The following is a 26633-nucleotide window of genomic DNA, read 5'->3' as shown; positions in this document are numbered from 1 at the left end:
GGGGAAGGGCAGGCATGCACAGCAAAAACTGGATCGGCGGCGAATGGATCACGCCGCACGGAGCCGAAGTGACGGTCAAAAACCCGTCGCGCTTTACCGAGGAAGTGGGCGTGTTGCATATGTCGGATCGTTCTCACGTATTCGCAGCAGCAGATGCCGCACGTGTGGCGCAAGCCGAGTGGGCGAGGAAGACAGGTGCTGCTCGCGGCGAGGTGTTGTATCAGATGGCTTCCGCTCTGGAGGCTCATGCAGACAGTCTCGCCAGACTCGCGAGCCAGGAGATGGGCAAGCAGCTGGGCGAAATGCGCGGCGAGGTGGCGCGGGGCATCAGTTTGTTGCGCTATTATGCCGGCGAAGGAATGCGGGCCAACGGCAATTTGATCCCGTCTGCGGATACGGATGTTTTGCAGTACAGCCGTCGAGTGCCGCTCGGCGTCGTGGCTGTCATTACACCGTGGAATTTCCCTGTCGCGATTCCGATTTGGAAGATCGCTCCCGCGTTGATCTGCGGCAATGCCGTCATCTGGAAGCCGGCGGAAAACGGTTCTTTGACCGCGACGCGTCTGGCAGAAATTTTTGCCGAGACGAAGCTGCCGCCAGGAGTGCTCAATCTGGTGATCGGAAAAGGACGGGAAATCGGAACGACTTTGATTGAGGAAGCTGCGGTGGACGCGGTCAGCTTTACTGGCTCGTCCGCGACAGGCAGGCAGATCGCGATTGCTTGCGCGGGACGCAACATCAAATGCCAGACCGAGATGGGCGGAAAAAATGCGGCGGTTGTCCTCGCTGACGCGGATCTGGACAAAACGGTGCCGATCTTGCTCAGCGGGGCATTCCGCTCTGCTGGGCAAAAATGTACGGCGACGAGCCGGATTATTGTGGAAAAGGCGGCTTACGAGCCATTGGTCGAGCGGTTGCAGACAGCTATCTCGCTGTGCAAGGTCGGGGATGCTTCCGATCTGGATGCTTACTTGGGTCCGGTCGCTTCTGCGGCGCAGTACGAGACAGTCGGGCAATACGTGTCTATCGCCCAGTCTGAGGCCCGGTTGATTGCCCAAAGTCCGGCTTATGCGGGAGCGGAGCACGGCTACTTTATCCGTCCGCAAATCGTGGAAGGAGTAGCGGCCGACCACGCTTTGGTTCAGGAGGAAGTGTTCGGGCCGCTGGCTGTGCTTTTGACGGCAGATGGGTTCGACGAGGCAATCGAGCTGTGCAACCAGTCTGTGTACGGGCTGAGCGCTTCGCTGTTTACCCGTGATCTGGCGAGTGCCCACCGCTTTTTGGACTTGGCGCAGGCCGGGATGGTGCGCGTCAATCAGGAGACGGCCGGGGTGGAGTACCAGGCTCCGTTTGGCGGCATGAAGCAGTCCAGCTCGCATACGCGGGAGCAAGGGCAAGCGGCGCTGGACTTTTACAGTGCCACGAAGACATGCGCGATCAAATACGCCTGGTAAACAGCGAAACCTGGCAGGTAAAGGTGTGGGAGGACTATGAACATCCAGCAGTTGTTTACGACCATTGACGCCCATACAGGAGGGGAGCCGCTGCGGATCATCACGGGCGGCATCCCGCCTCTCAAAGGCGAAACGATTTTGGAGAAGCGCCGTTATTTTCGCCAGGAGCTGGATCATATCCGGCGGGTGCTGATGTACGAACCGCGCGGACACCACGGGATGTACGGTTGCGTCATGACGGCTCCCGTCAGCCCGGATGCGGCCTTTGGCGTCCTGTTCATGCACAACGAAGGCTACAGTACGATGTGCGGCCACGGGATCATCGCGGTCGTGACAGCGGCGATCGAGACAGGGATGCTTCGCGTGGCTGATCCGGATGAGCGGATTGTGATCGACAGTCCGGCGGGCCGGATCATCGCGCGTGCCCACACGGATGGAGCGCACGTCCAGTCGGTCGCTTTTGAGAACGTCCCGTCTTTTGTGTTCGCCAAGGATGTGCCGATCGAGTGGGAAGGAAAGCTGTTTTCCGTCGATATCGCCTTTGGCGGAGCTTTTTACGCGGTCGTGCAAGCCAAGGACATCGGTGTCCAGGTCGAAATCGAGCAGCTGGCGACTTTGCAGGAGTGGGGCAGCCGGATCAAGCAGCAGATTGAAGCGAAGCTTGCGGTCGTTCATCCGTTCGAGCCTGAGCTGGCTGGCATTTACGGGGTGATTATCTCGGATGAGCCGCGTGTGCAAGGCTCACACTTGCGCAACGTGACTGTTTTCGCCGACAAGCAGATTGACCGCTCGCCGTGCGGCACAGGTACGGCTGCGCGGGTGGCGACGCTTTTTGCCAGAGGCAAGCTGGCTGTCGGGGAGCGGTTTGTGCACGAAGGGATCGTGGGCAGCCAATTCGTCGGTACCGTACTGGAAACGACGCAGGTAGGCGACTACCCGGCGGTCATTCCGTCCATTGAAGGCCGGGCTTTTATCACAGGTTTGCACCAGTTTGTCGTCGATCCGACTGATCCGTTAAAGGACGGCTTTTTGCTGCGCTAGGCATGGCAGGAGTGGGGAAAAAGGGGCTGCATGATCTGGGCGGCCTCTTTTTCATGCATATAACGGTGTCACAATACTGCCACGCATCCAGGCATCTGCTTTTTTCCGACACTTCTGTTATAATGGCTGGGACAAGTATAAACAAGGGAAAAAGGGGTTGAATTTTGTGCCGTATAAAGCGTTGCTGGAGTCCCACGTGGGTGGTTGGGAAGTCGCGATTGTCCTGTTGATCGTAGCGTACTTCCTCTATCGTGCGGGCAAGGAAAAAGCGGGCAAGATCGTACATATGCTGCTCAGACTCATGATGGTCATTATTCTCGTATCCGGAGCGTGGATGCTGTTTACCGTGCACGCCAGCGAAGTGTATTTCTACGTGAAAGGTCTGCTCGCGATTGTCGCTTTCGGCTTGATCGAGATGTCGCTGGGACGGGCGAAAAGACAGGAAGGCAGCATCGGCTTTTTCATCGGCTGTTTGATCGTGCTGGTCGTAGTCATCATGCTCGGCTACCGTGTATTCGCCTAGTCGTCTGGAAACGGAAATGTATGCATAGAGCTTTCTTTTGCAAGTTGCACGCTTGCAGGGGAAGGCTTTTTTTCATGAAACGGGATATGGCTGCTTGCGGTCAACCAAAAGGTCATGACTGTTTTGTTGCCTGGCCGGGGCTGACGTTGAGGCGGTCGGGCGTTGATCGCGGGACGGGAGCGGAAATTTTGGAGAAACACTCCACTTTATATAAAAGTAATGGCGGATAACTCCTTTTTTGATATAATGACGGTAAGCACGACCAAACGGAGTCACTTTTCAAAAGGAGGCGCAGCATGGCAGGACATACAGAGGAGTTGACCGTTGCCGGAGTCAAGACAAACACCCTTTTGCACATCCAGAGTCTTTTGCCCTCCTTCACGAAATCGGAGCAAAAGGTAGCGAGCATCGTTTTGCAGCAGACAGACAGCGTCATTTATTCTTCTGTGATCGACCTGGCTGAAAAGGCTGGCGTCGGCGAAACGACGGTGCTGCGCTTTTGCCGGAAAATCGGTTTTCGCGGCTATCAGGAGTTCAAGCTGGCGCTCGCGCAGGAGCTGGTTGCACCTGCGAAAAATTTGCACGGCGAAGTAGGCGAGGAAGATTCGCTGGAGACGATGGCGCAAAAAATAACCGCGACGAATCAACAGGCGATTGCCGATACATCTGCCCTGTTCGATCTGGAGCAGATCGAGCGTTGTGTCCAGCTTTTGCAGCAGGCAGGGACGATTCACTTTTACGGAGTAGGAACATCGGCTGTGACGGCGCAGGATGCGAAGTACGCGTTTTTGCGGATCGGACTGCGCGTGGATGCCATGAGTGAATCGCACCTTCAGGCGATGGCGGCAGCTACGCTCGGGCCGGGGGATGTAGCGATCGGGCTGTCTGTTTCCGGGAGCACGAAGGATACGATCGATTCGCTCAAGGTCGCGAAAGAGGCGGGAGCCACGACGATTTGCATTACGCATTACCGCCGCTCGCCGATTACGGGTGTCGCGGATATGACGCTGTTGACCGCCGCACAGGAAGGCCCGTTGCAGGGAGGTTCTCTGGCTGCGAAAATCGCCCAGTTGCACGTGCTGGACGTCATCTGCACGACCATTACGCTGCGCAACAAGGAAAAGGCGCTCACATACAAGGAACGGACAGCGAAAGCCGTATTGGAACGAAAATATTGATTGAGGTGAGAGGAATTGAAACTTGTCATAGTCAAGGATTATCAGGAAATGAGCCGCAAAGCGGCCGAATTGCTTGCCTCTGAGGTGAAGCAGCACCCGCAGACCGTCCTGGGTCTGGCAACGGGCGGCACTCCGGTAGGCATGTACCGGGAGCTGATCAAGCTGCACGAAGACGAAGGGATCGATTTTTCGCAGGCGCAGAGCTTTAATCTGGATGAATATGTCGGGCTGTCTTCGGCGCATCCGCAAAGCTATCGCGCCTATATGCAGGAAAATTTGTTCCAGCACATCAACTTGCCAGCAGACAAAACACACGTCCCAACAGGAGATGCGGTCGATCTGGACAAGGAGTGCGCGCGCTATGAGGAAGCGATTCGCGAAGCGGGCGGTATCGATATTCAAGTGCTTGGCATCGGCAACAACGGTCACATCGGATTCAACGAACCGGGATCTTCCGCGGAGTCGACGACGCGGGTGGTGCAACTGACCGAGAGCACGATTGAGGCGAACGCCCGTTATTTTGCCAGCGTGGAGGAAGTGCCTACGCAAGCGGTTTCCATGGGGATCAAGACGATTCTCGGAGCGAAAAAGGTCGTGCTGTTGGCAAGCGGAGAGGCAAAAGCACAGGCTGTGCGCCTGATGGTGGAGGGCGAGCCGACAGCGGATGTGCCAGCGTCCTTGCTGCAACTTCACCCGGATGTAACGGTCATCGTGGACGAGGCGGCGGCGAGCCAGCTGACTGTCGCTGCGACAAGTGTGGAAAACAAGCGGTAGCCGTCTGGCGCCGCTTGTTTCTTTTGTTGTTCACCAATCTGTTCCGAATATCTGTCTGTCCCTTATGCTATACTGGGAGTGTTGTCACGAAGGTTCACCAGATTTTTCTAAGGAGCTGATTTTCGATGAGCGCAAACGAAGCGTTGCTTACATTAGAAGGTTGGTATACGTATCATAATTTCCGCACGATCAATTGGGAAAAGTGGAAAGCGGCTTCCGCCGAGGAGCGCCAAGCAGCGTTGGACGAGCTGAACGGGCTGATCCGCACTTGGGAAGCGAACGAAGCGGAAAACCAAGGAAGCACGGCTTTCTATTCGATTCTTGGACACAAAGCAGACCTCGTGTTCATGTTCCTGCGCCCGACCATGCAAGAACTCGAAGAAATCAAGACGGCTTTCAATAAAACCCGCTTTGCTGCCTTTACAGATGCTCCGTACTCCTACGTCTCCGTTGTCGAGTTGAGCAACTATGTACATAACCCGGGCGAAGATCCGAAGGCAAATCCGCACGTGCGCGATCGCCTGTATCCGATCCTGCCAAAATGGGAGCACATTTGCTTCTACCCAATGAACAAAAAACGCGATTTGCAAGACAACTGGTACATGCTGAGCATGCAGGAGCGTCAAGAAATGATGCGCTCCCACGGCATGATCGGCCGCTCCTACGCTGGACGCGTCAAACAAATCATCGGCGGCTCCGTCGGTTTCGACGATTGGGAGTGGGGCGTGACGCTGTTCGCCAACGATCCGCTGGAGTTCAAGCACATCGTCTACGAAATGCGCTTTGATGAAGTGAGTGCCCGTTTTGGCGAGTTCGGCAACTTCCTGGTCGGTAACGTGCTGAATCAGGAAACGCTCGCGAAAAAACTGGAAGTGTAATCATCTGTCAAAAATCTGCTGTGCGGCTGCTAGTTGTCGCATCGGCAGATTTTTTTTGCCCGGGGGATCGGCTCTGGCTCGGTCTTTTTTAGGCGTCGAGCCTGCCAGCCGCAGGAAACCGATTTGTGCTCGGAACGTAGATGTAATAGGATGGGAGAAATGTGAAGAACAGAGAGAGGCTGCGCTGGGAAGCGATTAAGCCGGAAGGAGAGGGGATTGCAATGAAAAGCATCAAGCCAGGAAGAGGCCCGTCGGCAATGGGCGCGGCGGGAAGTGTCGTTGCTATTGTTTTCGGAGTATTTTGGACGATTATGGCATTTTTCATCACGCAAGATTCGCCGTTTCCCGTGGTCGGCACGATTTTTCCTTTGTTTGGGGTCTTGTTTATCATTATCGGGATCGTTCAGGCTGTTTATCACTATAAAAACGCTACAGGCAGAGAGCGGATGTCGCTGTACGATATTACGGACGCCAGCGAGGAAGGCGACCCGTTGAACCGCCGATTCGGCAAGGAGAGAGAAGCGGAAGCGGACACAGAGACGACAGGCGAAAAAGCTTTTTGTCCGTACTGCGGGCAGCGCGTAAAGGCTGGCTACCAATACTGTCCGGGCTGCGGGAAAAAGGTGTAAGGACACGGTTTCTTAACAAAGTCTTGGCTTTGGTTCCCGGAAACTTTTTGATACAGTAAAGAGGAAAGCGACATCAGAGCGGAGGGGAACAAGACTGGGCTTTCTAAAGCTGAAAATCGGCTATCGCACTTTAAAAACGGCGATCGGGACAGCGATCTCGATCTTTTTGGCTCAACAGCTTGATCTGCTGTACCCCGCATCTGCGGGCATCATTACGATTCTTTGCATACAAGTAACGGTCAAGCAGTCGTTCCGCACAGCGTGGAACCGGATCATGTCCAGCTTTCTCGGGCTTGGCATCGGGATGGCGCTGTTTTATTTGCTCGGGTATTCGCCTGTTGCCATTTTGCTCGCCATCCTGCTGTTTTTGCCGCTCGCTGTGCGGTTTGGCATCCAGGAGGGCTTCGTCAGCAGCATGGTCGTGCTCATGCACCTGTACTCGGCGCAAAGAATGGATTTCCCGTTATTGCTGAACGAAGCGGGACTGCTGGTGATCGGCGTCGGGGTCGCGCTGCTCGTGAACTTGTACATGCCGAGCCTAGACAAGGAACTGCGGGCGATGCAAAAGCAGATCGAGCAGCTGTTCAGGCAAATTTTGCGGGAGTTTTGCTACTACTTGCGGCATGGCGAGAGCGATTGGGACGGGAAAGAGATGATCGAGGCGCCGGGTCTTTTGGAAAAAGCGCTCAGGCTTGCGTCGCGCGACATCGATAACCGTCTGGGGCGGCGCGATGACTCGTACTACCAATACTTTGTCATGCGAGAAAAGCAGTATGAACTGTTGGAGCGGATGATGCCGATCGTTTCGTCACTCGACACGCAGGTGCCGCAGAGCCATTGGATCGCTGATTTTCTCGAACGGATCAGCGACTCGGTGCACCCGGGCAATACGGCGTACCGCTTTATCGATCAGCTTCGCCAAATGCGCGAGGAGATCAAGGAGTCGGAGCTGCCGCGCACGCGCGAGGAATTTGAGACGAGAGCGTCGCTGTTTTACTTGTTGCGCGAGATCGAGAATTATTTATTCATCAAGCATGAGCTGGGCAAAAGCAGTGAGGACAAAAAACCAGCAGCCGTAGCGGAGCCAACACCGGGCAAGTAACGCTTCGTGTGGCAAAACGGCAAAACGGCAAAACGGCAAAAACGCCAAAGAACAAAGGCGCTTTCTTCTGAGCAAAACCGGAAGAAGGCGCTTTTTGTGTCCCAAACAACATCCCGACTTTTTGCTGAAAAAGGCGTGAAAGCTTGGCACTGCCAGCTTCTGCCCTTTCAGGCATGCATATTTATTCAGTAAATTTTATTTTTCTTGAATGTCTGAAAATATACAATTATAATTTAAATCAGAAATCATTTCCGATATTCGGAAAAAGTGAAAAGGGCCATCCATCCGGCAACAGATAGATAGGGGGATAGCAGGATGATTGAGGTTAAGCAGCTAGTCAAGTCTTTCGGATCACTCACCGTGCTGAAAGGTGTCACCCTCTCGGTAGAGGAGAAAGAAGTCGTCGTCTTGCTCGGTGCCAGCGGTTCAGGCAAAAGCACTTTGCTTCGATGTTTGAATTTTTTGGAATTTCATGAAGCTGGCGAGATTTGGATCAGCGGGGAGAAGGTTGACCCGCACAAGACCAATCTGAACCATTTTCGGGCAGAGGTTGGGATGGTATTCCAGCACTTCAATCTGTTCCCGCACAAGACGGTACTGGAAAATGTGATCGAGGCTCCGGTGCACGTCAAGGGAATGAAAGTCGCCGAGGCGAAAGAGCTGGCCAACGAACTGTTGAAAAAAGTAAACATGCAGGATAAGGCGGATGTGTACCCGGACATGCTCTCGGGTGGACAGAAGCAGCGCGTGGCGATTGCGCGAGCGCTTGCGATGAAGCCGAAAATCATGCTTTTCGATGAACCTACCTCCGCACTTGACCCTGAGCTGGTCGGCGAAGTGTTGCAGGTAATGAAGCAACTGGCAAAAGAAGGCATGACCATGATCGTCGTCACCCATGAAATGGGCTTTGCCCGCGAAGTCGCAGATCGCGCCGTGTTCATGCACGATGGTCAAATCCTGGAGCAAGGGCCGCCTAGTGCGTTCTTTGAAAATCCGCAACACGAAAGAACCAAGCAGTTTTTGCGCAGCATTCGTTAAAAACAGAGAAAACAGGGGGAATTTCAGATGAAAAAACGTGCAAAATGGTCCGGAGTTTTGTTGTCTACCGTTCTGTTGGGCTCGCTTCTGCTCTCGGCATGTGGCTCTCAAGAGAGCAGCGCGCCGGCAGGAGGCGGACAAGCAGCGGGCGGCGAAGGCAAAAAAGATTTTACTTACGCGATGAGCGGAGTGTACAAGCCGTTCAGCTTTAAAGAAAACGGGCAGCTGACAGGCTTTGACGTAGAAATCGGACAAGCGCTGGCGGAAAAAATGGGGATGAACGCCGTTCCGATCACGAACCCGTTTGAGACGATCATTCCTGGTCTGGATGCGAAAAAATACGACTCGATCATCGGCAGCTTGACGGTGACTCCCGAGCGTCAAAAAGCGGTTTCCTTCACGAATCCGTACTATCGCTCCGGCTCGCAGATTTTCGTGCAGGAAGGCAACACGACAATCAAGGGCAAGGACGATCTGAAAGGCAAAAAGATCGGGGTCGTCAAAGCTTCCAACTACTTGGACTGGGCGAAAAAACTGACAGATGAAGATAAAATCACCCAATACGACAGCGATATCACGGCGCTGCTCGACTTGCCGACAGGACGTCTGGACGCGGTCATTACCGACCAGGTAGTAGGCTTGCGCTTTATTAAAGAGGGTGGCGGAAAAGTCATCGACGTGGGTGAGCCACTCAGCTTCGACGAACAGGCAATTGCTGTGCGACTGGGCGATCAGGAATCGGTAGACCGAATCAACAAAGCGCTGGATGAAATCATCAAAGACGGCACCTACGAAAAAATCAGCCAAAAATGGTTTGGCCGCAATATCCTGCAAAAACAATAAAGTGGGCAACGGGGTGTCCGGTTTGGACGCCCCCCTTTTTCCGCTTCATGTGAGGAGGATTTCCTATGATCATCGATATTTTTCTGAACAGCTATCCCCTTTTCCTGAAAGCGACCTGGTTGACCGTTCAGCTCACGGCAGTCGCTCTCTTGCTCGGTTGCATCGTCGGACTGATCATTGCGTTTTTCCGCATTTCCAATTCCAAGCCGCTTAACTATTTCGCGCACTTGTACATTACCGTCATTCGCGGTACGCCTTTGATCGTGCAAATTTGTATTTTGTACTTCGGGTTGGCGAACATGGTGACGCTTTCCCAGTTTTGGGCAGGGGCAATCGCGCTCGCCGTTCATAACGGAGCTTATATTGCCGAGATTTTCCGCGGCTCGATCCAATCGATTGATCGCGGGCAGATGGAAGCGTCCCGCTCTCTCGGGATGTCGTACCCGCTGGCCATGCGCCGCATCATTTTGCCGCAGGCGTTTCGCCGGGCGATCCCGTCACTCGGCAACCAGTTCATCATCGGGTTGAAGGACTCGTCGCTGGTAGCGTACGTAGGGATGCAAGATTTGTGGGGAACTGGTCTCGGCGAGGCGGCTTCCAACTACAAACAGCTGGAGACATACATGGTCGTCGGCTTGTACTATCTCGTGCTGATTATGCTGTTCACCTATTTTGTCAACAGACTGGAGACGAGGCTTGCCAAGGGAAAAACACTGCGAAAGCAGGCCAAGGATACGAGTGTCGCAGCATAAGGCACGTTTATGGAGGACGAAGGAACTATGGTTCAATCAATCGAACGGACGATGAAAATCATCAGAGTGCTGATATCAGACGAAAAACACGCCTGGCCCATATCGGAGTTAGCAGAAGCGACCGGCCTGCCGATCAGCACGCTCCACCGTTTCCTCGAATCGATGATCCAGTTCGGATTGGTTGAGCAGGAGCCTGTCACCAAGCATTACAAACCCGGTTATACGTGGATGGAAATCGGCTTTATTTTGCACGAGAAGCTGAATTTGCGTTCCGTGGCTCGACCATTCATGGAGGAGCTGGCCAACGAGGTCGAAGAGAGCATTTTCCTGAACGTACTGGCAGGCAAGGACTCGATGCCGATTGAAAAGGTCGAGAGTCCGCTGAAAATTCGCATTGACGAGAACTTGGGGGAACGGATTCCACTGACGATCGGTGCCCCCAGCAAAATGATTTTGGCCCATTCCAAGGCAGCCGAGATCGAAAAAATTATTTCCGAGCAGCTGCCAGCGCCTTCGCACGAAGCGTTTCTGGAACAGCTTGCGGCCGCCAAAAAAGGCGGATATGCCATCAGCTACGGCGAAAAAACGGAAGGGACGATGGCAGTCGCAGCCCCGATCTTTGGCTACGGCAATCAGCTCGTGGCTGCGATTTCCATCAATGCACCGATCTTCCGCGTCCCGGATGAACGGCTGCCGCAGCTCATCGAAAAAGTAAAGCAGCAAGCAACCGCCATATCTGCAAGAATCGGCGGCGCTTAATCGCAACCTCCATTTCCGAACGTCATCGGATGGAGGTTTTTGTTTTTTAATGCTTACTATTGGAACTTTCAATTTTTTTGCCCGAAAAATCTGTGTTAGTGTGGAGGAAATCGAGAGGAGGAGCACAAGACATGTTTCCATTTCGGGTTATCAATCAACCAACAACGGAACAGCTGCTGGACATGGCGAGTGTCATCGAAGTGGTGGAGCAAGCCTACCAGATAAAATCGAGTCAGCAAGCGACGCTGTTTCCGCTGATTTTTCATGAATTTGCGGCAGGCAAAGCGGATATGGATATCAAGTCGGGCCATTTGCCCAGAGCGGATATATTCGGACTCAAGCTCGTCTCCTGGTTTGGCGAAAACGAGCAAAAAGGATTGCCGCAGCTGATCGGAACCGTGATGGTGCTGGACAGCCGGACAGGCGTTCCGCTGGGGCTGTTGAGCGGCGAGCATATTACATGCATGCGAACGGGGGCTGCTGGCGGGATCGGGGCCAAGTATTTGGCTCGACCGGAAGCGGAAAATCTGCTGATGATCGGGACGGGTCACCAGGCGCCTTTTCAAATCATCGCGACACTGATGGCGATGGACAACATCAAGCGAGTGTACATCAGCCATCCGCGCTCCTACGAAAAGGCGCAAAAGTTCGCGGCAACGATCAAAGACAGACTGCTCACGGCGTTCGTAGCGAAATACGAAGGAGAAGACTACGAGCGCTACGCACGTAAATGCGAGGTTGAGTTTATCGCGGTCGAAAGCCTGGAAAAGACGGTCGGAGAAGCGGACGTGATCATCACGGCAACCCCTTCCCGGACGCCGCTGATTCAGAGCGAATGGGTCAAGCCAGGGACGCACATTACGTGCATCGGAGCCGACATGGCGGGCAAGCAGGAAATCGACGAGCGACTTTTCGCCATGGGACGGGTCTTCGTGGATGACATCGGGCAGGCTGTGAGCGTGGGAGAAACCGAGATTCCGCTGAAAAAAGGGCTGATTTCGCAGGCGGACATTGTCGCGGAAATCGGCAGCGTCATTCTCGGACAGGCAGCGGGACGCCGCTCGGCGGAGGAAATTACGATTTTTGACAGCACAGGCATTGCGCTGCAAGATTTGCTGACAGCGCACCACATTTTGCAAAAGGCGCAAGCGAGCGGCGCAGGAGCTGTCGTCGATCTGTAGTAGCAGCTTGCGATCCATACACACGGAAATGCACGGAACAACCGAAGGAGAGGTCAAAGATGAGAATTGCCCCGTTTAAAGTAGAAGAATGGATGAATGCCTACGAGCTGGAAGCGGTCTACAACATCGCGGAAACGTGTGTGGACTCCCTGACCGTGGAAGAGCTGATTCGCCTGTCGGCAGAGCCGGCCGATTTTTTTGCCGAGATGGCGCAAAAGAAGCTGACGTACGGCCACATCGAAGGCTCGCCTGAGTTCCGCAGTCTCGTCGCGGGCATGTACAAGACGCTGACGCCGGACAATATTTTGGTGATGAACGGAGCGATCGGAGCCAATTTTCTTGCGCTGTTTTCGCTGGTCGGCCCTGGCGATGAAGTCGTCTCTGTCCACCCGACTTATCAGCAGATTTACGAAGTGCCTGCGTCGTTCGGCGCTGAGGTGAAGCTGCTGCGACTGGTGCCGGAGAAGCAGTTTTTGCCTGACCTGGATGAACTGCGCACGCTTGTCACAGACAAGACCAAGCTGATTTGCATCAACAATCCGAACAACCCGTCCGGTGCGCTGATGGATGAGGTGACGTTGCGCGAAATTGTGGAGATTGCCCGTTCGGTCGACGCTTACGTGTTGTGTGACGAGGTGTATCGCCATTTGCATCAGGACCCGGAGATCGAGGTTCCGTCTATCGTAGATTTGTATGAAAAAGGGATTGCGACGAGCAGCATGTCAAAAGTATTTTCGCTGGCCGGCTTGCGCCTGGGCTGGATCGCCGCGCCCCTCGACGTCATCAAAAACTGCTTCTCGCACCGCGATTACACGACGATCAGCTGCGGGATGCTCGACGACATGCTGGCGGTTCATGCGCTGAAAAACAGGGACAAGATCATGGAGCGCAATCTGAAAATCGTGCGGGACAACCTGCAAATTTTGGACGAGTGGGTGGCGGCGGAACCGCTCATCTCTTACGTCAAGCCAAAAGCGGGAACGACCGCCATGCTCAAATACGAGCTGGATATGCCGTCGGAAGCGTTTTGCATCGAGCTGTTCCGTGCGACAGGCGCGTTTTTGACGCCGGGAAGCTGCTTTGACATGGAAGGCTGGGTGCGGATCGGGTACGCTTGCGACACAGAGGTGCTCCAGGCGGGTTTGGCGCAAGTCTCGAAGTTTTTGCGGGAGAGAAGCTAGGCGATAAGCGGATTGCTTGCCTGGAAAAAAGGTGCTGACGATTGCAAGCGGCAGCAATGGGGACGCCGCCAAGCTGGCGGGGAGCGTATCCCGTTATTCATAGTAGTGCTCTGTGCACTGTGCAGGTTGAACTTCACGTCCACTCTCGGCTACACTTTTCCGTATAGACGAAGAAGCGGGGGAGAGTGGTGCAAGGCATGGAGCTGCGGAATTTGAAAACGTTTCAGGTCGTAGCGGAGCATTTGAACTTGACGAAGGCTGCCGAGCTGCTCGGGTACAGCCAGCCGACGATTACTTTGCAGATTCAGGCACTGGAGCGGGAGCTGGGGCATCCGCTTTTGAACCGCGTCGGCAAGCGCACCTTTTTGACCCCGGCAGGGAAGCTGGTGAAGCAGCATACCGATCAGCTTTTTTCTGTCCTGTTGCGCATGGAGGAGGGGCTGAACCACCTGCATCTGCCTGTCGGCCCGCTCGTGGTGGCCGCGCCCGAATTTTACTGTACCCAGTACATGCCGCAAATGCTCAAGGCTTATGTGGAGACACATCCCCAAGTGAACTTGCAGGTCATCTCGTGCACGAGTCAGGAAGCGTTGAAAAAAATTCGCGCCCACGCAGCGGACATCGGGATTATTGCCGGAACCAGTACGCAGCAGGGGATTTATTCCATGGTCGTCGATTTAGAGGAATTTGCTCTCGTTGCTGCGCCGGATATGGTGCAGGGCCGTTCGATGACGGAAACGCTGACGCAATTCCCGTTTTTGTCCTATCAGGAAGGGTGTAATCTCGATGGCTTCATTACGGAGTGTCTGCTGGAGATCAGCTACGTCCCGCCCTCTGTCATCAAGTGCAGCAGCGAGGAGACGATCAAGCGCTCTGTGCTCAATCAGACGGGCGTCGCCTTGCTCAGTACGGCGCTGGTGGAGGGGGAGCTGCGAACGGGCGAGCTTGTCGAGTTGTACCGTTTTTCCAAAAAGGCGGAAACTTCGCTCGTCTGTCTGGAGCGGCGGCGCGACGAACCAGCGATTCAAACGTTCATGGAGCTGGTAAAAGACGTGTGGCTTTCGGTGCGGGAAGAGTAGGCCGGATGAGTGGCGGACGCCTTTACATGTTTTGAATTGGCAACGGGCATAATTTCTGGGAGCTTGTGTTGCAGCAGAACCAGAAACAGCAAGGAGCTGATTGTTACGAACAAGGATCAAGCGCCTGTGCGCTATGCCAACAGCATTTACATGAAGGAGCTGGTGCGCGAAGAGGATCGGCTTCATCCGTTCCCGATTTTTCGCCGCCTGCGCGCAGAAACTCCTGTCCGCTACGATGAAAACCGCCAGACGTGGGATGTGTTTCGCTACGACGACATTCAGCGAATTTTGAAGGATCACACGACGTTTTCCTCCAAAAGGATCGCGGATGCGAAAAAAGAAACGGTGCTAACGATGGATCAGCCGAAGCATACCCAGATGCGCAATCTCGTGAACAAGGCGTTTACGCCCAAAGCGATTTCCGATTTGACCCCGCGCATTGACTCGATCGTCACGGAGCTTCTCGACATGGTCAAGGACAAGCGGGAAATGGATTTGGTGCGCGATTTTGCTTATCCGCTGCCTGTAATTGTCATTGCCGAGCTGCTCGGCGTTCCGCCAAAAGACCGCAGATTGTTCAAGGATTGGTCCGATACGATGGTCAAAGGAGCGGAAGCCGATACAGACGAGGCTCTTATCCAGATGCACAAGGACAAGGAAAAAGCGGAAGCAGAGCTGTTCCACTACTTTCGGGCGATATTGGCCGAGCGGCGGGCTGATCCAAAAGATGATCTCATCTCCGCCTTGCTCGCTGCCGAAATCGACGGAGAGCGGCTGAACGAAGAGGAAGTATTGCGCTTCTGTATTTTGCTGCTGGTCGCAGGCAACGAATCTACGACCAATCTGATCACGAACACGATTCGCGTCATGACCGAGCAGCCGGACATCCAGGAGCGAGTGCGCCAAGACAGGGAGCTGGTCAAATCGACGATCGAGGAGACGCTGCGCTACTATCCTCCGTTCGTTGTGGTCGGCCGCCGCGCAGTGGAAGATGTGGAAATCGGCGGACAAAAGATCGCAGCGGGCCAGCAGGTCGTCTCCTGGGTCGTATCGGGCAATCGCGACGAGAGCAAGTTCGAGCAGCCGGATTTGTTTTTGCCTGACCGCAAGCCGAATGCCCATCTCAGCTTTGGCTTCGGCATTCACTTTTGCCTGGGAGCGCCTCTCGCCCGGCTGGAAGGGCAGATTGCCTTGGACAGGATTTTGTCTTCGCTGCACGAGATCGCATCGCCAAAAACAGCGCTGACTCCGATTCCGAGTCCGATTGTTTTTGGCGTGGAGAGTTTTCCCGTGACGTTTCAAACCCGTTGAGACGTGGGAGACAAACCGATTTTGCTTGCGGACGGCAGCCAAGAAAACGGGGCAAGAGCAGACACCTCCAGAGCAGAGGTGTCTTTTTTGTGCTTTTTGTTCACTGAAATTGAAGTTACATGTACAAAAGGAGATATAAAGTAAAAAATCCAGAAAATATCTGAGGAACAAATGTAAATTGTTTGACTATTTGAATGGGCGTAGGTATAATTTGGTTATCTTTGTTAGTAAAGTTAACTAACTGCTGTGGTGGTGATTGTAAAGGCGTGCGAGCTCCCAGAAAAACAGGCAACAGTAAACTCGTAAAGAAACTGAACAAGGAAGAAGTTTTGCAACAGGTCATCCAACACGGTCAGATTTCCCGCGCCGATATTTCCAAGCAGACACTGCTCAGCCGTCCGTGCGTCTCCGCTTTGGTCGATGAAATGATTCAGGAAGGATTGCTGCAAGAGGTCGGCATGGGGGATTCCAAAGGCGGCCGCAAGCCGATTCTTTTGGAATACAATTACCAGGCTTATGCGATTGCTGGAGCGATCTTCGAAGGGTCGATACTGGACATGGCGATTGCGGATATGAAGGGGGAGTTTCTCGCCCGTCATCGCAAGCGACTGGCGCAGCCGGCGAACGGGGAGACCGTCATCGAGGATTTGGCAGCAGGTTTGGATCGCTTGCTTGCCGAGAGCGGGATTCCGCGCGAGCGACTGCTTGGCATGGGAGTGGGATTGCAAGGGGTCACGCAGCGGGGAAGCGGTACGGTCAGCTTTTCGCCGAGTACGGGCTGGATGGGGTCGCCGATATTGCAAACCATCGAGTCGCGACTGGGGCTGCCCGTCATCATCGACAACGATGTAAACATGATGACTTTGGGCGAATACGTTCGCGGAGCAGGCACTGGCCATTCCAACGTCGTCTACATGTATGTGGGAACGGGCATTGGTGCGGGGATCATCCTGGATGGACAGTTTTACCGGGGGAGTCGGGAAGCAGCAGGCGAGATCGGCTTCATGATGATCGGTCCGGTACATAACCGCCCGAATGGCGCGTCCGGAGTGTTTGAGACGAATTTTTCCATACCGGGAATCGCGCAGCAGGCAAAGGGATTTCTCTCTGACCTTCAGGAAGGGTCGAGTGTCATAGAACAGCTCATGCTTTGTGCCAAACAAAACAGCGAAGCGAAAGCGCTTTTGCAGGAAGTGTATCGGCATTGGGCTTACGGCATGGCGAATATCATCAGCATTTTGAACCCGGAAATCCTGATTTTGAGCGGAGAGATGGTCCACGTCGATGATGAAGGGGTGAAGCAAATTCACGATTGGCTGACCGAGTGGGTGCCAGAGGTGCCTTGTCTCGAAAAGGCTGCTCTGGGGGAGCGAGCAGGTTTGATTGGTGCCGTCCACAGTGTATTGGAAGCGTTTCCGTTCACACGACTGCTTGACAAAGAGTGAGAAAAAAGAGGGGGAGTCAGTTTTGAAAAAGGTCAATCACAAGCTGAAATCATGGATGAAAGGCGTATTCGCCAGCTCCTTGGCTCTGACTGTGGCCGCGTGCTCAGGTGGAGGACAGGAAGCAAAGCCTGCCGACAACGGCGCAGGCGGCCAAACGGGCTCGCAGCCAGCTGCGCAAACTCCGGCTCCATCCGGTGAACCGCAAAAGCTGGTTATTTACACCGGACGGGATAAAAACATCTTTGAGATCGTGCTGCCAAAGTTCAAGGAAAAGTATCCGAATATTGAAGTGGAAACGCTCGAAATGGGCGCTCAGCAAATTTTGGAGCGCGTACGCGCGGAAAAAGCGAACCCGCAAGCTGACTTCTGGTGGGGCGGCACACAGTCTGCTCTGAGCACAGCGGCCGACGAAGGATTGCTGGAGCCGTACAAGCCGACTTTTGCCGACAAGATTCCTGACCTGTACAAAGACAAGGAAGATCGCTGGTACGGCGAGATGCTTTTGCCAGAGGTCATCATGTACAACTCGCAGGCGCTCAAGCCGGAAGAAGCTCCGCAAGACTGGGATGAGCTGCTCGATCCGAAATTCAAGGACAAAATCGTCATCCGCAACGTTTTGCCATCCGGCACGATGCGGACGATCTACTCCGCGATGATTTTCCGCCAAGGTGCAGATACGCCGGAAAAAGGCTACGAATGGCTGACAAAGCTGGATGCCAACACGAAAGAGTACACGCAAGACCCGACCAACCTCTACCTGAAGCTTGACCGTCAAGAGGGCGTCATTTCCTTGTGGAACCTGCAAGATGTTCTGCTCCAAAGCAAAAAGAACAACCATCCGTACGACTTCATCTATCCAAAGAGCGGAGCGCCGATCCTCGTAGACGGTATCGCTCTCGTCAAAGGCGCGAAAAACCTCGATGCAGCGAAAAACTTTATGGAATTTTTGATGAGTCCTGAGATTGCTTCCCAATTGGCGAAGGAGCGCTTCCAGTTCCCGGCCCGCACGGATATCAGCAAGGATGAATTGCCAGACTTCATGAAAAACCTGGAGCTGAAACCACTCGAACTCGACTGGGCTGTCATGGCTGCCAAAGAGAAAGAATGGATGCAGCACTGGGATGAAAACATCAAGGGCAAAGGCAAGAAGTAACTCGCAACAGACTAGACGGGAAGGAGCGTTCCTTTCCGTCTAGTCGCTTATGCCAACGTCTTAGGCCAAGCAGCCAGGAATGGCCATGAAGGAGGAAACAAAACCTGATGAGCAGCGTAACACTTGATCACGTCCACAAAAAGTTTGGCAATGCAAAAGGGGTAGAAGACGTCCACATTCACATCGAATCAGGTGAATTTTTTACGTTTCTCGGTCCGAGTGGTTGCGGCAAAACGACTACCTTGCGGATGATTGCCGGCTTTTATTACCCGACAGCAGGGCAAATCCGCTTCGGTTCCCAGGAGGTTACCTCCGTTCCGCCCCACAAGCGCAATACAGGCATGGTGTTCCAAAACTATGCGCTTTTCCCGCACATGACCGTTTTTGAAAATATCGCGTTCGGCTTGCAGGTGCGTTCTGTGAACAAGGCAGAAACGAAAGAGCGCGTGGAGCGGATCATGAAGCTGGTTCGACTGGAAGGCTATGGCGAGCGGCGCATCGACCAGCTTTCCGGTGGGCAACAGCAACGGGTGGCGCTGGCACGGGCGCTGGTCATCGAGCCGCAGATTCTGCTGTTGGATGAGCCGCTGTCCAATCTGGACGCCAAGCTGAGAGAAGAGACGCGTTTTGAAATCAAACGGCTTCAGCTGGAGTTGGGGATTACGACGATATACGTGACGCATGACCAGGCTGAAGCGATGTCCATGTCGGACAGAATCATGGTCATGCAGGGCGGAGAAGTGCAGCAGATCGGTACTCCGCACGAGATTTACCATCGTCCGGTGAACCGTTTCGTCGCTTCGTTTATCGGGGAGACGAATTTGTGGGAAGGGACTGTGGTCGGCATCGACCGGGATGAAGTGCAAGTGCGCATCTCCTCGGGACAAGTGCTCAGCGGTTTTGCCAAAAATGCGTCGCCTCGCGCCAAGCTGGCAGTCGGCGAGCAGGTGACCATGTCCATCCGTCCTGAATCCGTCCAGGAGCAGAGCGAAGGAGCAGGAACGAATATCGTCACAGGCAAGGTCGTCATGTCCGAGTTCACTGGCGCATGCGTGAACTACGTGACGGAAGTAGGTCAGGAAAACTTGCGCAGCATGTCCATCAACCTCGGCCGTCCAATCAAGCAACGCGGCGACGCCATCGGACTGCACATACCGAAGGAGAGCATCTATTTCGCCGGATAAGGGGGAAAAAGCTTTTGAGAGCAGAATTGCAGCAAGCGCCGACATCGGCCAGACGAAAGTCCATCACGGCTTCACCCGCCTTCGTCTATGTGCTGGTATCGCCACTCTTTTTGATTTTGTTGGCTTATGTCATTTATCCGTTATTCCAGACGTTCGTCGCCAGTATCAGCGTCGATGAGCAAATTACGTGGAAAAACTACACGCGCTTTTTCAGCCTGGAGCATACGGCCAATCTGGAAGCGCTGTGGACCAGCGTCTATATTTCTGTACTGAGTGTCATCACCTGCGGCATCGTCGGGGTGGCGATGGCCTTTTTGTTGGAACGGTACGAGTTTCCGGGCCGCAAAATTCTTTCTGTACTGGCTCTGGTGCCGATGGCTTTGCCTCCGTTGATCGGCGTTCTGTCGTTTACGTTCCTGTACGGCGAGAGCGGAATTTTTCCGCGGGCGATCAAGGAGTTGCTCGGCTTGGCCCAAGTGCCGTTTTCATTGAAAGGCATCTGGGGCGTCGTGGTCGTCCATACGTTTACGATGTACACCTACTTTTTCATGACGGCGACAGCCGCGATCAAAGGGCTTGATCCTTCTTTGGAAGAAGCGGCAGCAAGCCTCGGGGCAAACCGCTTTACCGTCTGGCGGCGCATCATTTTGCCGATGCTTACGCCAGCGATGGTCGCTTCCTCACTGCTCGTTTTCATGATTTCCATGGCGTCGTACACAGCACCGCTCATCTTCGGTATCGACCGGACGATGACGATGCAAATTTACTTGTCCCGCACGAATGGCGATCTCGACATGGCGGCGGCGCAGTCGACGATTTTGTCCATTGTATCGATCGCGTTTCTGTTGATCATGCGCTGGTATCAAGGCGCCCGCAATTATCAGAACTTGAGCAAAGGCGTGAGCGTACACCGGACGGAAATCAAGAGCAAAGCAGGCCGTTACACAACGATTGTGCTGTCGTTTATCGGCACGGTCATTCTAATGCTGCCTATTCTCGTGCTGGTGCTCATCTCGTTTTCGGTGGATGGGACCTGGACGGTGCAAATATTGCCTCCGCAATACACTTTGGATCATTACATGGACTTATTTACGGACAGCAAAACATGGCGTCCGATTTTGAACAGTTTGCAGTTGTCGGCGATTGCTTCTGTCGGAATTGTCCTGTTCGGGGTAGCGGCGGCCTATGCGATGGTGCGTCTCAAATTCCGCGGGAAAACGCTTCTGGACGTGCTGATCATGCTGCCTTGGGCATTGCCTGGTACGGTTGTGGCGGTTAACCTGATTGCCGCGTTCAGCGAGCCGACGGCGTTCAGCTTCGGGCAAGTGCTGATCGGAACATTCTGGATTATCCCGCTCGCGTATTTTGTGCGCCACCTTCCGCTCGTCTTCCGTTCCACATCGGCAACCTTGCTGCAAATGGACCCGTCTGTGGAGGAAGCCGCGCGCAATCTGGGCGCATCGTGGTGGTACAGCTTCAGGAGAGTGGTGTTCCCGATGGCGCTTGGCGGGATTCTCGCCGGAACGTTGCTGGCGTTTGTACAGTGTATCGGGGAGTTCGTCGCTTCCATCCTGATTTTTACCCCGCGAACGACTCCGCTGTCTGTCGCGGTATTCCAGCGCATGTACAGCTTTGAATTTGGAACTGCTTGCGCCTATGGCGTCTTGCAAATCGTGGTCATCATCCTCGTGTTGTTCATCTCTAGCAAACTGACCAAGGACAAAGCCGGAACGGCCATCTAGCAGACGACCAATCGGTTAGATCGCTTCGGAAAACGGCTTTTGCGCAAGCCCTGCGGCAGCATACGGGAATTGGCAAAAGGAGGAGCTTCACGTGGAAAGCAGTGAATCGATAGACAAAAGTGCTTCGGTGGTGCAGCCGACCAGGCTGCCCTGCCCACCTATCCCCGCCTCTGCGCGGACGATGCAGGGGGAACACGGGCTGTTGGATTTGTGGAAAGCGATCAAGCCACTGGCGACGATCGCCAGCGCGATGAATACGGGAGCGCATCCCGACGATGAACATAGCGCGATGCTCGCCTACCTGGCGATGGGACGGGGCGTTTACACGTCCAGCGTAATCGCGACAAGGGGAGAGGGCGGCCAAAATGAAATCGGCTGCGAGCAAGGGATTGCGCTCGGCATCATTCGCACGCGGGAGCTGGAAGAGGCGTCTGCGCTCGGCAATGTGACGCTTGGCATCCTGAGTGAAGAGCTGGACGATCCGATCAACGACTTCGGCTTCTCCAAATGCGCGGAGGAAACATTTCGCAAATGGGGCGAGGAAGTCGTCTACGAGCGACTTGTCCGCAAAATCAGGGAGCTTCGCCCGGATGTCGTCATCGCCTGCTTTGAAAATGAGCCGACTACGCACGGACACCATCGGGCGATTACGTTGCTGACACAGCGAGCTTTTCACGGTGCGGCAGACCCTGAGACGTTTCCTGCTCACATTCAGGAGGGCTTGTTGCCCTGGCAGATGAAAAAGCTGTATGTGCCCGTCATGGACAACGAAGACTATCATGTGGCTGTTCCTGTCGGGGAGTACGATCAAAACTACGGCTCCTCCTATGTCCAGCTTGGCGAGCGATCGAGATTCATGCACAAGACCCAAGGGATGGGTGTCCACTACGATGAAGGCCCGACCTACAATTACTATCGTCTCGATGCGTCCGTCGTTCCGGCGGCGGAAAAAGAGAGAGACTTTTTTGCCGGATTGCCGTTCACGTTTGCCGATCTGGCCCGAAGCGTCGCCCAAAAAGGGGAATCCGAGCTGGCTCGCATCCTCGATACGATGCACGATGCGGCGAATGAAGTGCTGTCGGCGTATCCGCGCTTTGCGGAGGTGGCAAGCCGCGTCCACCGGATGAAGGCGTTGCTGCATGCCGTTCAGCTGGCGGTGCCCGGCTCTTCGCTCGACGAGGAGACGAAGACCGATTTGCTGTTCCGTCTGGGGATCAAGGAAGCGCAGCTCAACCGCGCCAGTGCCGAAGCGCTGTCGCTTGTGGTCAAAATCAAGCCGGAGACGGGCGAGTGGGTTCCCGGGCAGACGACGACAGTCACGGTGACGGCCTACAATGGCGGAGCAATCGAGGTCGAACATGTGCAGCTGCGCCTGCGAGTTCCGCCCGGCTGGACAGCCAAGCCGCTTACGCCGACCACTTTTCCGCGGCTTCCTTACAACCAGACCGTTTGCACCGTATACGAAGTGTCCGTCCCGGCTGCGGCTGCCTTTTTTCACCCGTACCGGCCGCCGATTTTGGAAGTCGAGGCATTGTACTTCGCCTTTGATATAGCAAGCACCATCCGGGTAGTGCCGGATGACAGCGTCGCCGTGCTGCCGCCTTATTCATTGACCTTGACGCCGTCTGCCGTTGTGCGGAACACGCTGCATACAGAGCAGCCCATCCCGGTAAAAGTAACAGTGAAGCAATATCGGCCGGGCAGCACGACAGCAAGAGTGTCCCTCGCTGTGCCCGAAGGCTGGACGGCGGAACCTGCGTTTATCGATGTGCCGTTTGCTTTTCGCGGAGAGACGAGAACGATTGCCTTCACGGTGCATACAGGGCCGCAGGTGGAAAACGGGAAGTACGAGGTCAAGGCGCAAGTAACCCGCGCCGATGGAGTGGCAGAGAGCGGCCAGGATGTGCAGGTGATCGAGTATCCGCACGTCGGACGGACGTATTTCATCCGCCCTGCCAAGCTCACCGTTCAGGCATTCGATTTGGCGATTCCCGAAAATCGGCGAATCGGCTACGTCGCCAGCGGCTTTGACAGCCTGGACAAATATTTGCGCGCGGTAGGCGTGCATTGCCTCAACCTCGACGCAGACGAGATCCAGTCAGGCGATTTGTCCCGCTACGATACGATCGTGCTCGGCATCCGCGCATACGGATTCCGCAGAGAGCTGATCGAGTGCAACCAGCGTCTGCTGCAATACGTGGAAAACGGCGGCAATCTCGTCGTTCAGTACCACAAACCGGAGGACAAGTGGAAGCCGCAGCTCGCGCCGTACCCGATCTTCATCGGTGAGTCGCTGATTGACTGGCGCGTCACGAATGAGCAGTCAGACGTGCGCATGCTCGCACCCGAGCATCCGATGTTTTCCGAGCCTAACCCGATCACCCAGGCAGACTGGGACGGTTGGGTGCAGGAGCGCTCGATCTACAACCCTTCACGCTGGGGCAGCGAATATACCGAGCTGATTGCCACCAGTGATCCGGGGGAGCCGGAGTTTCGCGGAATTTTTCTGACGGCCCGTTATGGCAAAGGGACGTACACGTACAGCTCGCTCGCCTGGTTCCGCGAGATTCCGCAGCTTGTGCCCGGGGCCTTCCGCCTGTTTGTCAACATGATCAGCCAGAAACAGTAACGATCAAGACCATTCACTTGAAAAAGCTCTGATCTAACGTGGGTCGATCCATGGCAGCAGCAACGAAACACTCGCATACATAGCGCCATGATTGATATAGACATCAATCGTAAAAGCGAATGGAGGAGAGTTCATTGAGGAAGGGGAAACTTGCCAAGCTTTACACCATTGCGGCCGCGGCCGCGCTTGCCACGACTCTGGTCATCCCGTTGGCGCCACAAACGGCGCACGCCGATCGGGGAGTCGTCGATTTGTGGAAAGCGATCAAGCCGCTCACGACGATTGCCAGCGCGATGAATACCGGAGCCCATCCGGATGACGAGCACAGTTCCATGCTCGCCTATTTGTCGCTCGGCAGAGGGGTAGACACGTCCAGCGTCATTGCCAATCGCGGCGAGGGAGGACAAAACGAGATTGGCAGCGAGCTGGGCAACGCGCTGGGCATTATCCGTACCCGCGAATTGCAGGAGGCTTCCAAGATCACGAACATCCATCTGGAGAATCTCAGCCAGAAGATTGATGACCCCATTTTCGACTTCGGCTTTTCCAAAAGTCCGGACGAAACTTTGCAGAAGTGGGGCGAGGATATAGCCTACGAAAGGCTGATCCGCAAAATCCGCACAATCAGACCGGATGTAGTGATTCCCGCATTTTTGAACGAACCTTCGACTCACGGCCATCATCGCGCTATTAATGTCATTACTGTCCGGGCATTCAAGGATGCCGCTGATCCAAACGTTTTCCCCGAGCAGTTGAAAGAAGGGCTGTCCCCGTGGCAGGTGAAAAAGCTGTATTTGCCTGCCCAGGAAAAAGATTACTCCGTCAGTGTTCCTGTCGGAGCGTATGACGAGATTTACGGCGCTTCGTATGTGCAACTGGGAGAAGAATCCCGCTTCATGCACAAAAGCCAAGGGATGGGCCGCCACTATGACGAAGGGCCGAGCTTTGGCTACTACAAGCTCGATCAGTCGATCGTCCAGACGAAAGCCAAGGAAGCTGACTTTTTTGAAGGCATCGCCTTCACTTTTGACGACCTGGCCAAAGAAACGGCAAGCCAGTCTGGCGGCGAAAAAGTAGCAAGCGAATTGAAGAAGCTGCAAAAGGATGCGGAAGAAGTGGTTGCCGCCTATCCGAGCTTTGCCGCTGTAGCCAAGGAAGCGCACGAGATGCTCGCTGACGTGCAGAAAGCGCAAAAAGACGTCCAATCGTCTTCGCTTCCCGAAGCAAGCAAAACCGATTTGCTCCATCGCCTGGATGTGAAGCAAGCGCAGTTGAACAAAGCCAGCGCGGAGGCACTGTCTCTGGTGACAAAAGTCAAACCGGAAACAAACGAGCTGGTCGCAGGCCAAACCACGAAGGTCACGGTGAGCGCGTACAACGGCGGTCAAGCCAAGGTGAGCGGCGTGAATCTGGCGCTGAACGTTCCGAAAGGCTGGCAGGCCAAAGCCCTGTCCACGACGAGCTTCTCTTCCCTGTCCTACAATCAGACAGTCAAGACTACTTTTGAAGTAACGGTTCCGTCTGATGCAAGTCTGTTCCAACCGTATGCTGCTCCGGCGATCACGGCTGACGTCAGCTACAGTTTTGCCGGATCAAAAGCAACCAGCCATGTCACGCCGGCAGATGCTGTTGCGGTGCTTCCGGCGTTCTCGATGTCGCTTGCTCCAAGCGCAACGGTGTTGAACACGCTGAAGTCGCAAGAACCGATCCCTGTCAAAGTCACTGTGAAAAACTACAATCCGGGTGCAGCGAAGACAAACGTGTCCTTGCAGGTGCCGGAAGGCTGGTCGGTGGAACCGAAAGCAGCGCCGCTTGCTTTTGCCGCCAAGGGAGAAACGAAGTCGGTAGCCTTTACGGTGAAAGCGTCGGCTTCCGTCAAGCCTGCACCGTACACGATTACGGCAGTGGCGTCCGGTGACGGAAAAGAAAGCCGCCATGGCGCGCAAGTCATTCGCTATCCGCACATCGGCACAACGTATTTCGTGCAGCCTGCAAGTCTTGCTGTCCAGGCGTTTGACCTGAAGGTGCCGGAAGGTTTGAAGGTGGGCTACGTGTCCAGCGGCTTTGACAACATCGATCAATATTTGACCCAGCTTGGCGTCAATGTGACCAACTTGACGGCAAAAGACATCGAGTCGGGCGATCTCGGCCAGTACGACACGATTGTTCTCGGCATTCGCGCCTACGGTTTCCGGCCGGAGCTTACCCAAAGCAATGCCCGTCTGCTGAAATACGTGGAGAACGGCGGCAATCTCGTCGTGCAATACCACAAACCGGAGGATAACTGGAAGAGCGAGCTGGCTCCTTATCCGATCAAAATCGGCACGCCGCTGATCCAATGGCGCGTCACCGATGAAGATTCGAAAGTGACCATGCTCGCACCGGATCACCCTCTGTTCAACGCACCGAACAAAATTACCGAGGAAGACTGGAACAACTGGATTCAGGACCGCTCCGCCTACAATCCGGCAGAGTGGGGCAAAGAGTATACCACACTGATTTCCAATGGCGATCCGGGTGAAAAAGAGTTCACAGGTACATTCCTCTCCGCCAAGTATGGCAAAGGAACGTACACGTACAGCTCGCTGGTCTGGTACCGGGAAATTCCGGCGCTCGTGCCTGGCGCGATCAGAATGTTTGTCAACATGGTCAGCTTGAAGCAGTAGAAAAGCCGGACCGGTCGCAGGGCTTGCCCGACGCGACGGCTCACGTTTTGCCTGGGAGCGAAGCGAGGCGATCTTGTTCGTTTGGGTCGCC

22 protein-coding genes are annotated in these 26633 nt (G+C 54.6%); all 22 read left to right on the top strand.

Annotated features, from left to right (window positions below; all coding sequences use genetic code 11):
• Positions 1-14: 14 nt before the first annotated feature.
• The 22 genes from EDM60_RS22565 to EDM60_RS22450 all read left to right on the top strand — a co-directional run bounded on the left by EDM60_RS22565 (position 15) and on the right by EDM60_RS22450 (position 26542).
• Positions 15-1454 (top strand): aldehyde dehydrogenase family protein, encoded by a 1440-nt coding sequence (locus EDM60_RS22565; protein ID WP_122965981.1) that lies wholly within the window; start codon positions 15-17, stop codon positions 1452-1454.
• 36 nt (positions 1455-1490) lie between these two features.
• Positions 1491-2495, top strand: coding sequence for a proline racemase family protein (locus tag EDM60_RS22560; protein WP_122965980.1), 1005 nt, complete (start codon positions 1491-1493; stop codon positions 2493-2495).
• A gap of 157 nt (positions 2496-2652) precedes the next feature.
• Complete coding sequence (locus tag EDM60_RS22555; protein WP_122965979.1) at positions 2653-3018, top strand: YisL family protein; 366 nt, start codon at positions 2653-2655, stop codon at positions 3016-3018.
• Positions 3019-3314: 296 nt separating this feature from the next.
• Positions 3315-4196 (top strand): MurR/RpiR family transcriptional regulator, encoded by an 882-nt coding sequence (locus EDM60_RS22545; RefSeq protein ID WP_122965977.1) that lies wholly within the window; start codon positions 3315-3317, stop codon positions 4194-4196.
• A gap of 15 nt (positions 4197-4211) precedes the next feature.
• A complete protein-coding gene (gene nagB / locus EDM60_RS22540; protein ID WP_122965976.1) occupies positions 4212-4970 on the top strand; it encodes a glucosamine-6-phosphate deaminase in 759 nt (252 codons plus the stop codon).
• A gap of 125 nt (positions 4971-5095) precedes the next feature.
• Positions 5096-5848: a hydrogen peroxide-dependent heme synthase gene (gene hemQ / locus EDM60_RS22535; protein WP_122965975.1), complete on the top strand. Its 753-nt coding sequence runs from the start codon at positions 5096-5098 to the stop codon at positions 5846-5848.
• Between the two features lie 221 nt (positions 5849-6069).
• Positions 6070-6477 (top strand): zinc ribbon domain-containing protein, encoded by a 408-nt coding sequence (locus EDM60_RS22530; RefSeq protein ID WP_173599586.1) that lies wholly within the window; start codon positions 6070-6072, stop codon positions 6475-6477.
• Between the two features lie 94 nt (positions 6478-6571).
• Positions 6572-7579: an aromatic acid exporter family protein gene (locus EDM60_RS22525; protein WP_279635109.1), complete on the top strand. Its 1008-nt coding sequence runs from the start codon at positions 6572-6574 to the stop codon at positions 7577-7579.
• A gap of 315 nt (positions 7580-7894) precedes the next feature.
• Positions 7895-8617 carry an amino acid ABC transporter ATP-binding protein gene (locus EDM60_RS22515; protein ID WP_063227857.1) on the top strand — a complete coding sequence of 241 codons (723 nt, stop codon included), beginning with the start codon at positions 7895-7897 and terminating at the stop codon, positions 8615-8617.
• Positions 8618-8644: 27 nt separating this feature from the next.
• The gene (locus EDM60_RS22510; RefSeq protein ID WP_122965972.1) at positions 8645-9460 is read left to right on the top strand and encodes a transporter substrate-binding domain-containing protein; all 816 of its coding nucleotides are present in this window, start codon (positions 8645-8647) and stop codon (positions 9458-9460) included.
• A 65-nt stretch (positions 9461-9525) separates the two neighbouring features.
• Positions 9526-10212 carry an amino acid ABC transporter permease gene (locus EDM60_RS22505; protein ID WP_122965971.1) on the top strand — a complete coding sequence of 229 codons (687 nt, stop codon included), beginning with the start codon at positions 9526-9528 and terminating at the stop codon, positions 10210-10212.
• Positions 10213-10239: 27 nt separating this feature from the next.
• On the top strand, positions 10240-10971 hold the full coding sequence (locus EDM60_RS22500; RefSeq protein ID WP_063227860.1) for an IclR family transcriptional regulator: 732 nt from the start codon (positions 10240-10242) through the stop codon (positions 10969-10971).
• Between the two features lie 131 nt (positions 10972-11102).
• Complete coding sequence (locus tag EDM60_RS22495; RefSeq protein WP_122965970.1) at positions 11103-12152, top strand: ornithine cyclodeaminase family protein; 1050 nt, start codon at positions 11103-11105, stop codon at positions 12150-12152.
• 59 nt (positions 12153-12211) lie between these two features.
• Complete coding sequence (locus tag EDM60_RS22490; protein ID WP_122965969.1) at positions 12212-13333, top strand: aminotransferase; 1122 nt, start codon at positions 12212-12214, stop codon at positions 13331-13333.
• Between the two features lie 197 nt (positions 13334-13530).
• Positions 13531-14412: a LysR family transcriptional regulator gene (locus tag EDM60_RS22485; protein WP_122965968.1), complete on the top strand. Its 882-nt coding sequence runs from the start codon at positions 13531-13533 to the stop codon at positions 14410-14412.
• A gap of 150 nt (positions 14413-14562) precedes the next feature.
• Positions 14563-15723 carry a cytochrome P450 gene (locus tag EDM60_RS22480; protein ID WP_122965999.1) on the top strand — a complete coding sequence of 387 codons (1161 nt, stop codon included), beginning with the start codon at positions 14563-14565 and terminating at the stop codon, positions 15721-15723.
• A 266-nt stretch (positions 15724-15989) separates the two neighbouring features.
• Positions 15990-17168, top strand: a complete 1179-nt coding sequence (locus EDM60_RS22475; protein WP_122965967.1) for an ROK family protein — start codon at positions 15990-15992, stop codon at positions 17166-17168.
• A gap of 22 nt (positions 17169-17190) precedes the next feature.
• On the top strand, positions 17191-18321 hold the full coding sequence (locus EDM60_RS22470; protein WP_122965966.1) for an extracellular solute-binding protein: 1131 nt from the start codon (positions 17191-17193) through the stop codon (positions 18319-18321).
• Between the two features lie 107 nt (positions 18322-18428).
• A complete protein-coding gene (locus EDM60_RS22465; protein WP_122965965.1) occupies positions 18429-19505 on the top strand; it encodes an ABC transporter ATP-binding protein in 1077 nt (358 codons plus the stop codon).
• A gap of 14 nt (positions 19506-19519) precedes the next feature.
• Positions 19520-21247 (top strand): ABC transporter permease, encoded by a 1728-nt coding sequence (locus tag EDM60_RS22460; RefSeq protein ID WP_063227864.1) that lies wholly within the window; start codon positions 19520-19522, stop codon positions 21245-21247.
• Positions 21248-21338: 91 nt separating this feature from the next.
• Complete coding sequence (locus EDM60_RS22455; RefSeq protein WP_122965964.1) at positions 21339-23876, top strand: NEW3 domain-containing protein; 2538 nt, start codon at positions 21339-21341, stop codon at positions 23874-23876.
• 134 nt (positions 23877-24010) lie between these two features.
• Positions 24011-26542 carry an NEW3 domain-containing protein gene (locus EDM60_RS22450; protein WP_122965963.1) on the top strand — a complete coding sequence of 844 codons (2532 nt, stop codon included), beginning with the start codon at positions 24011-24013 and terminating at the stop codon, positions 26540-26542.
• The last annotated feature ends 91 nt before the right edge of the window (positions 26543-26633 follow it).

Origin of the sequence: Brevibacillus parabrevis, from assembly GCF_003710905.1 — a bacterium.
In the GTDB taxonomy this organism is placed as follows: Bacteria; Bacillota; Bacilli; order Brevibacillales; family Brevibacillaceae; genus Brevibacillus; species Brevibacillus parabrevis.
The sequence above is the reverse complement of the archived record's forward strand: the minus strand, read 5'-3'. Positions and strand labels throughout refer to the sequence as shown.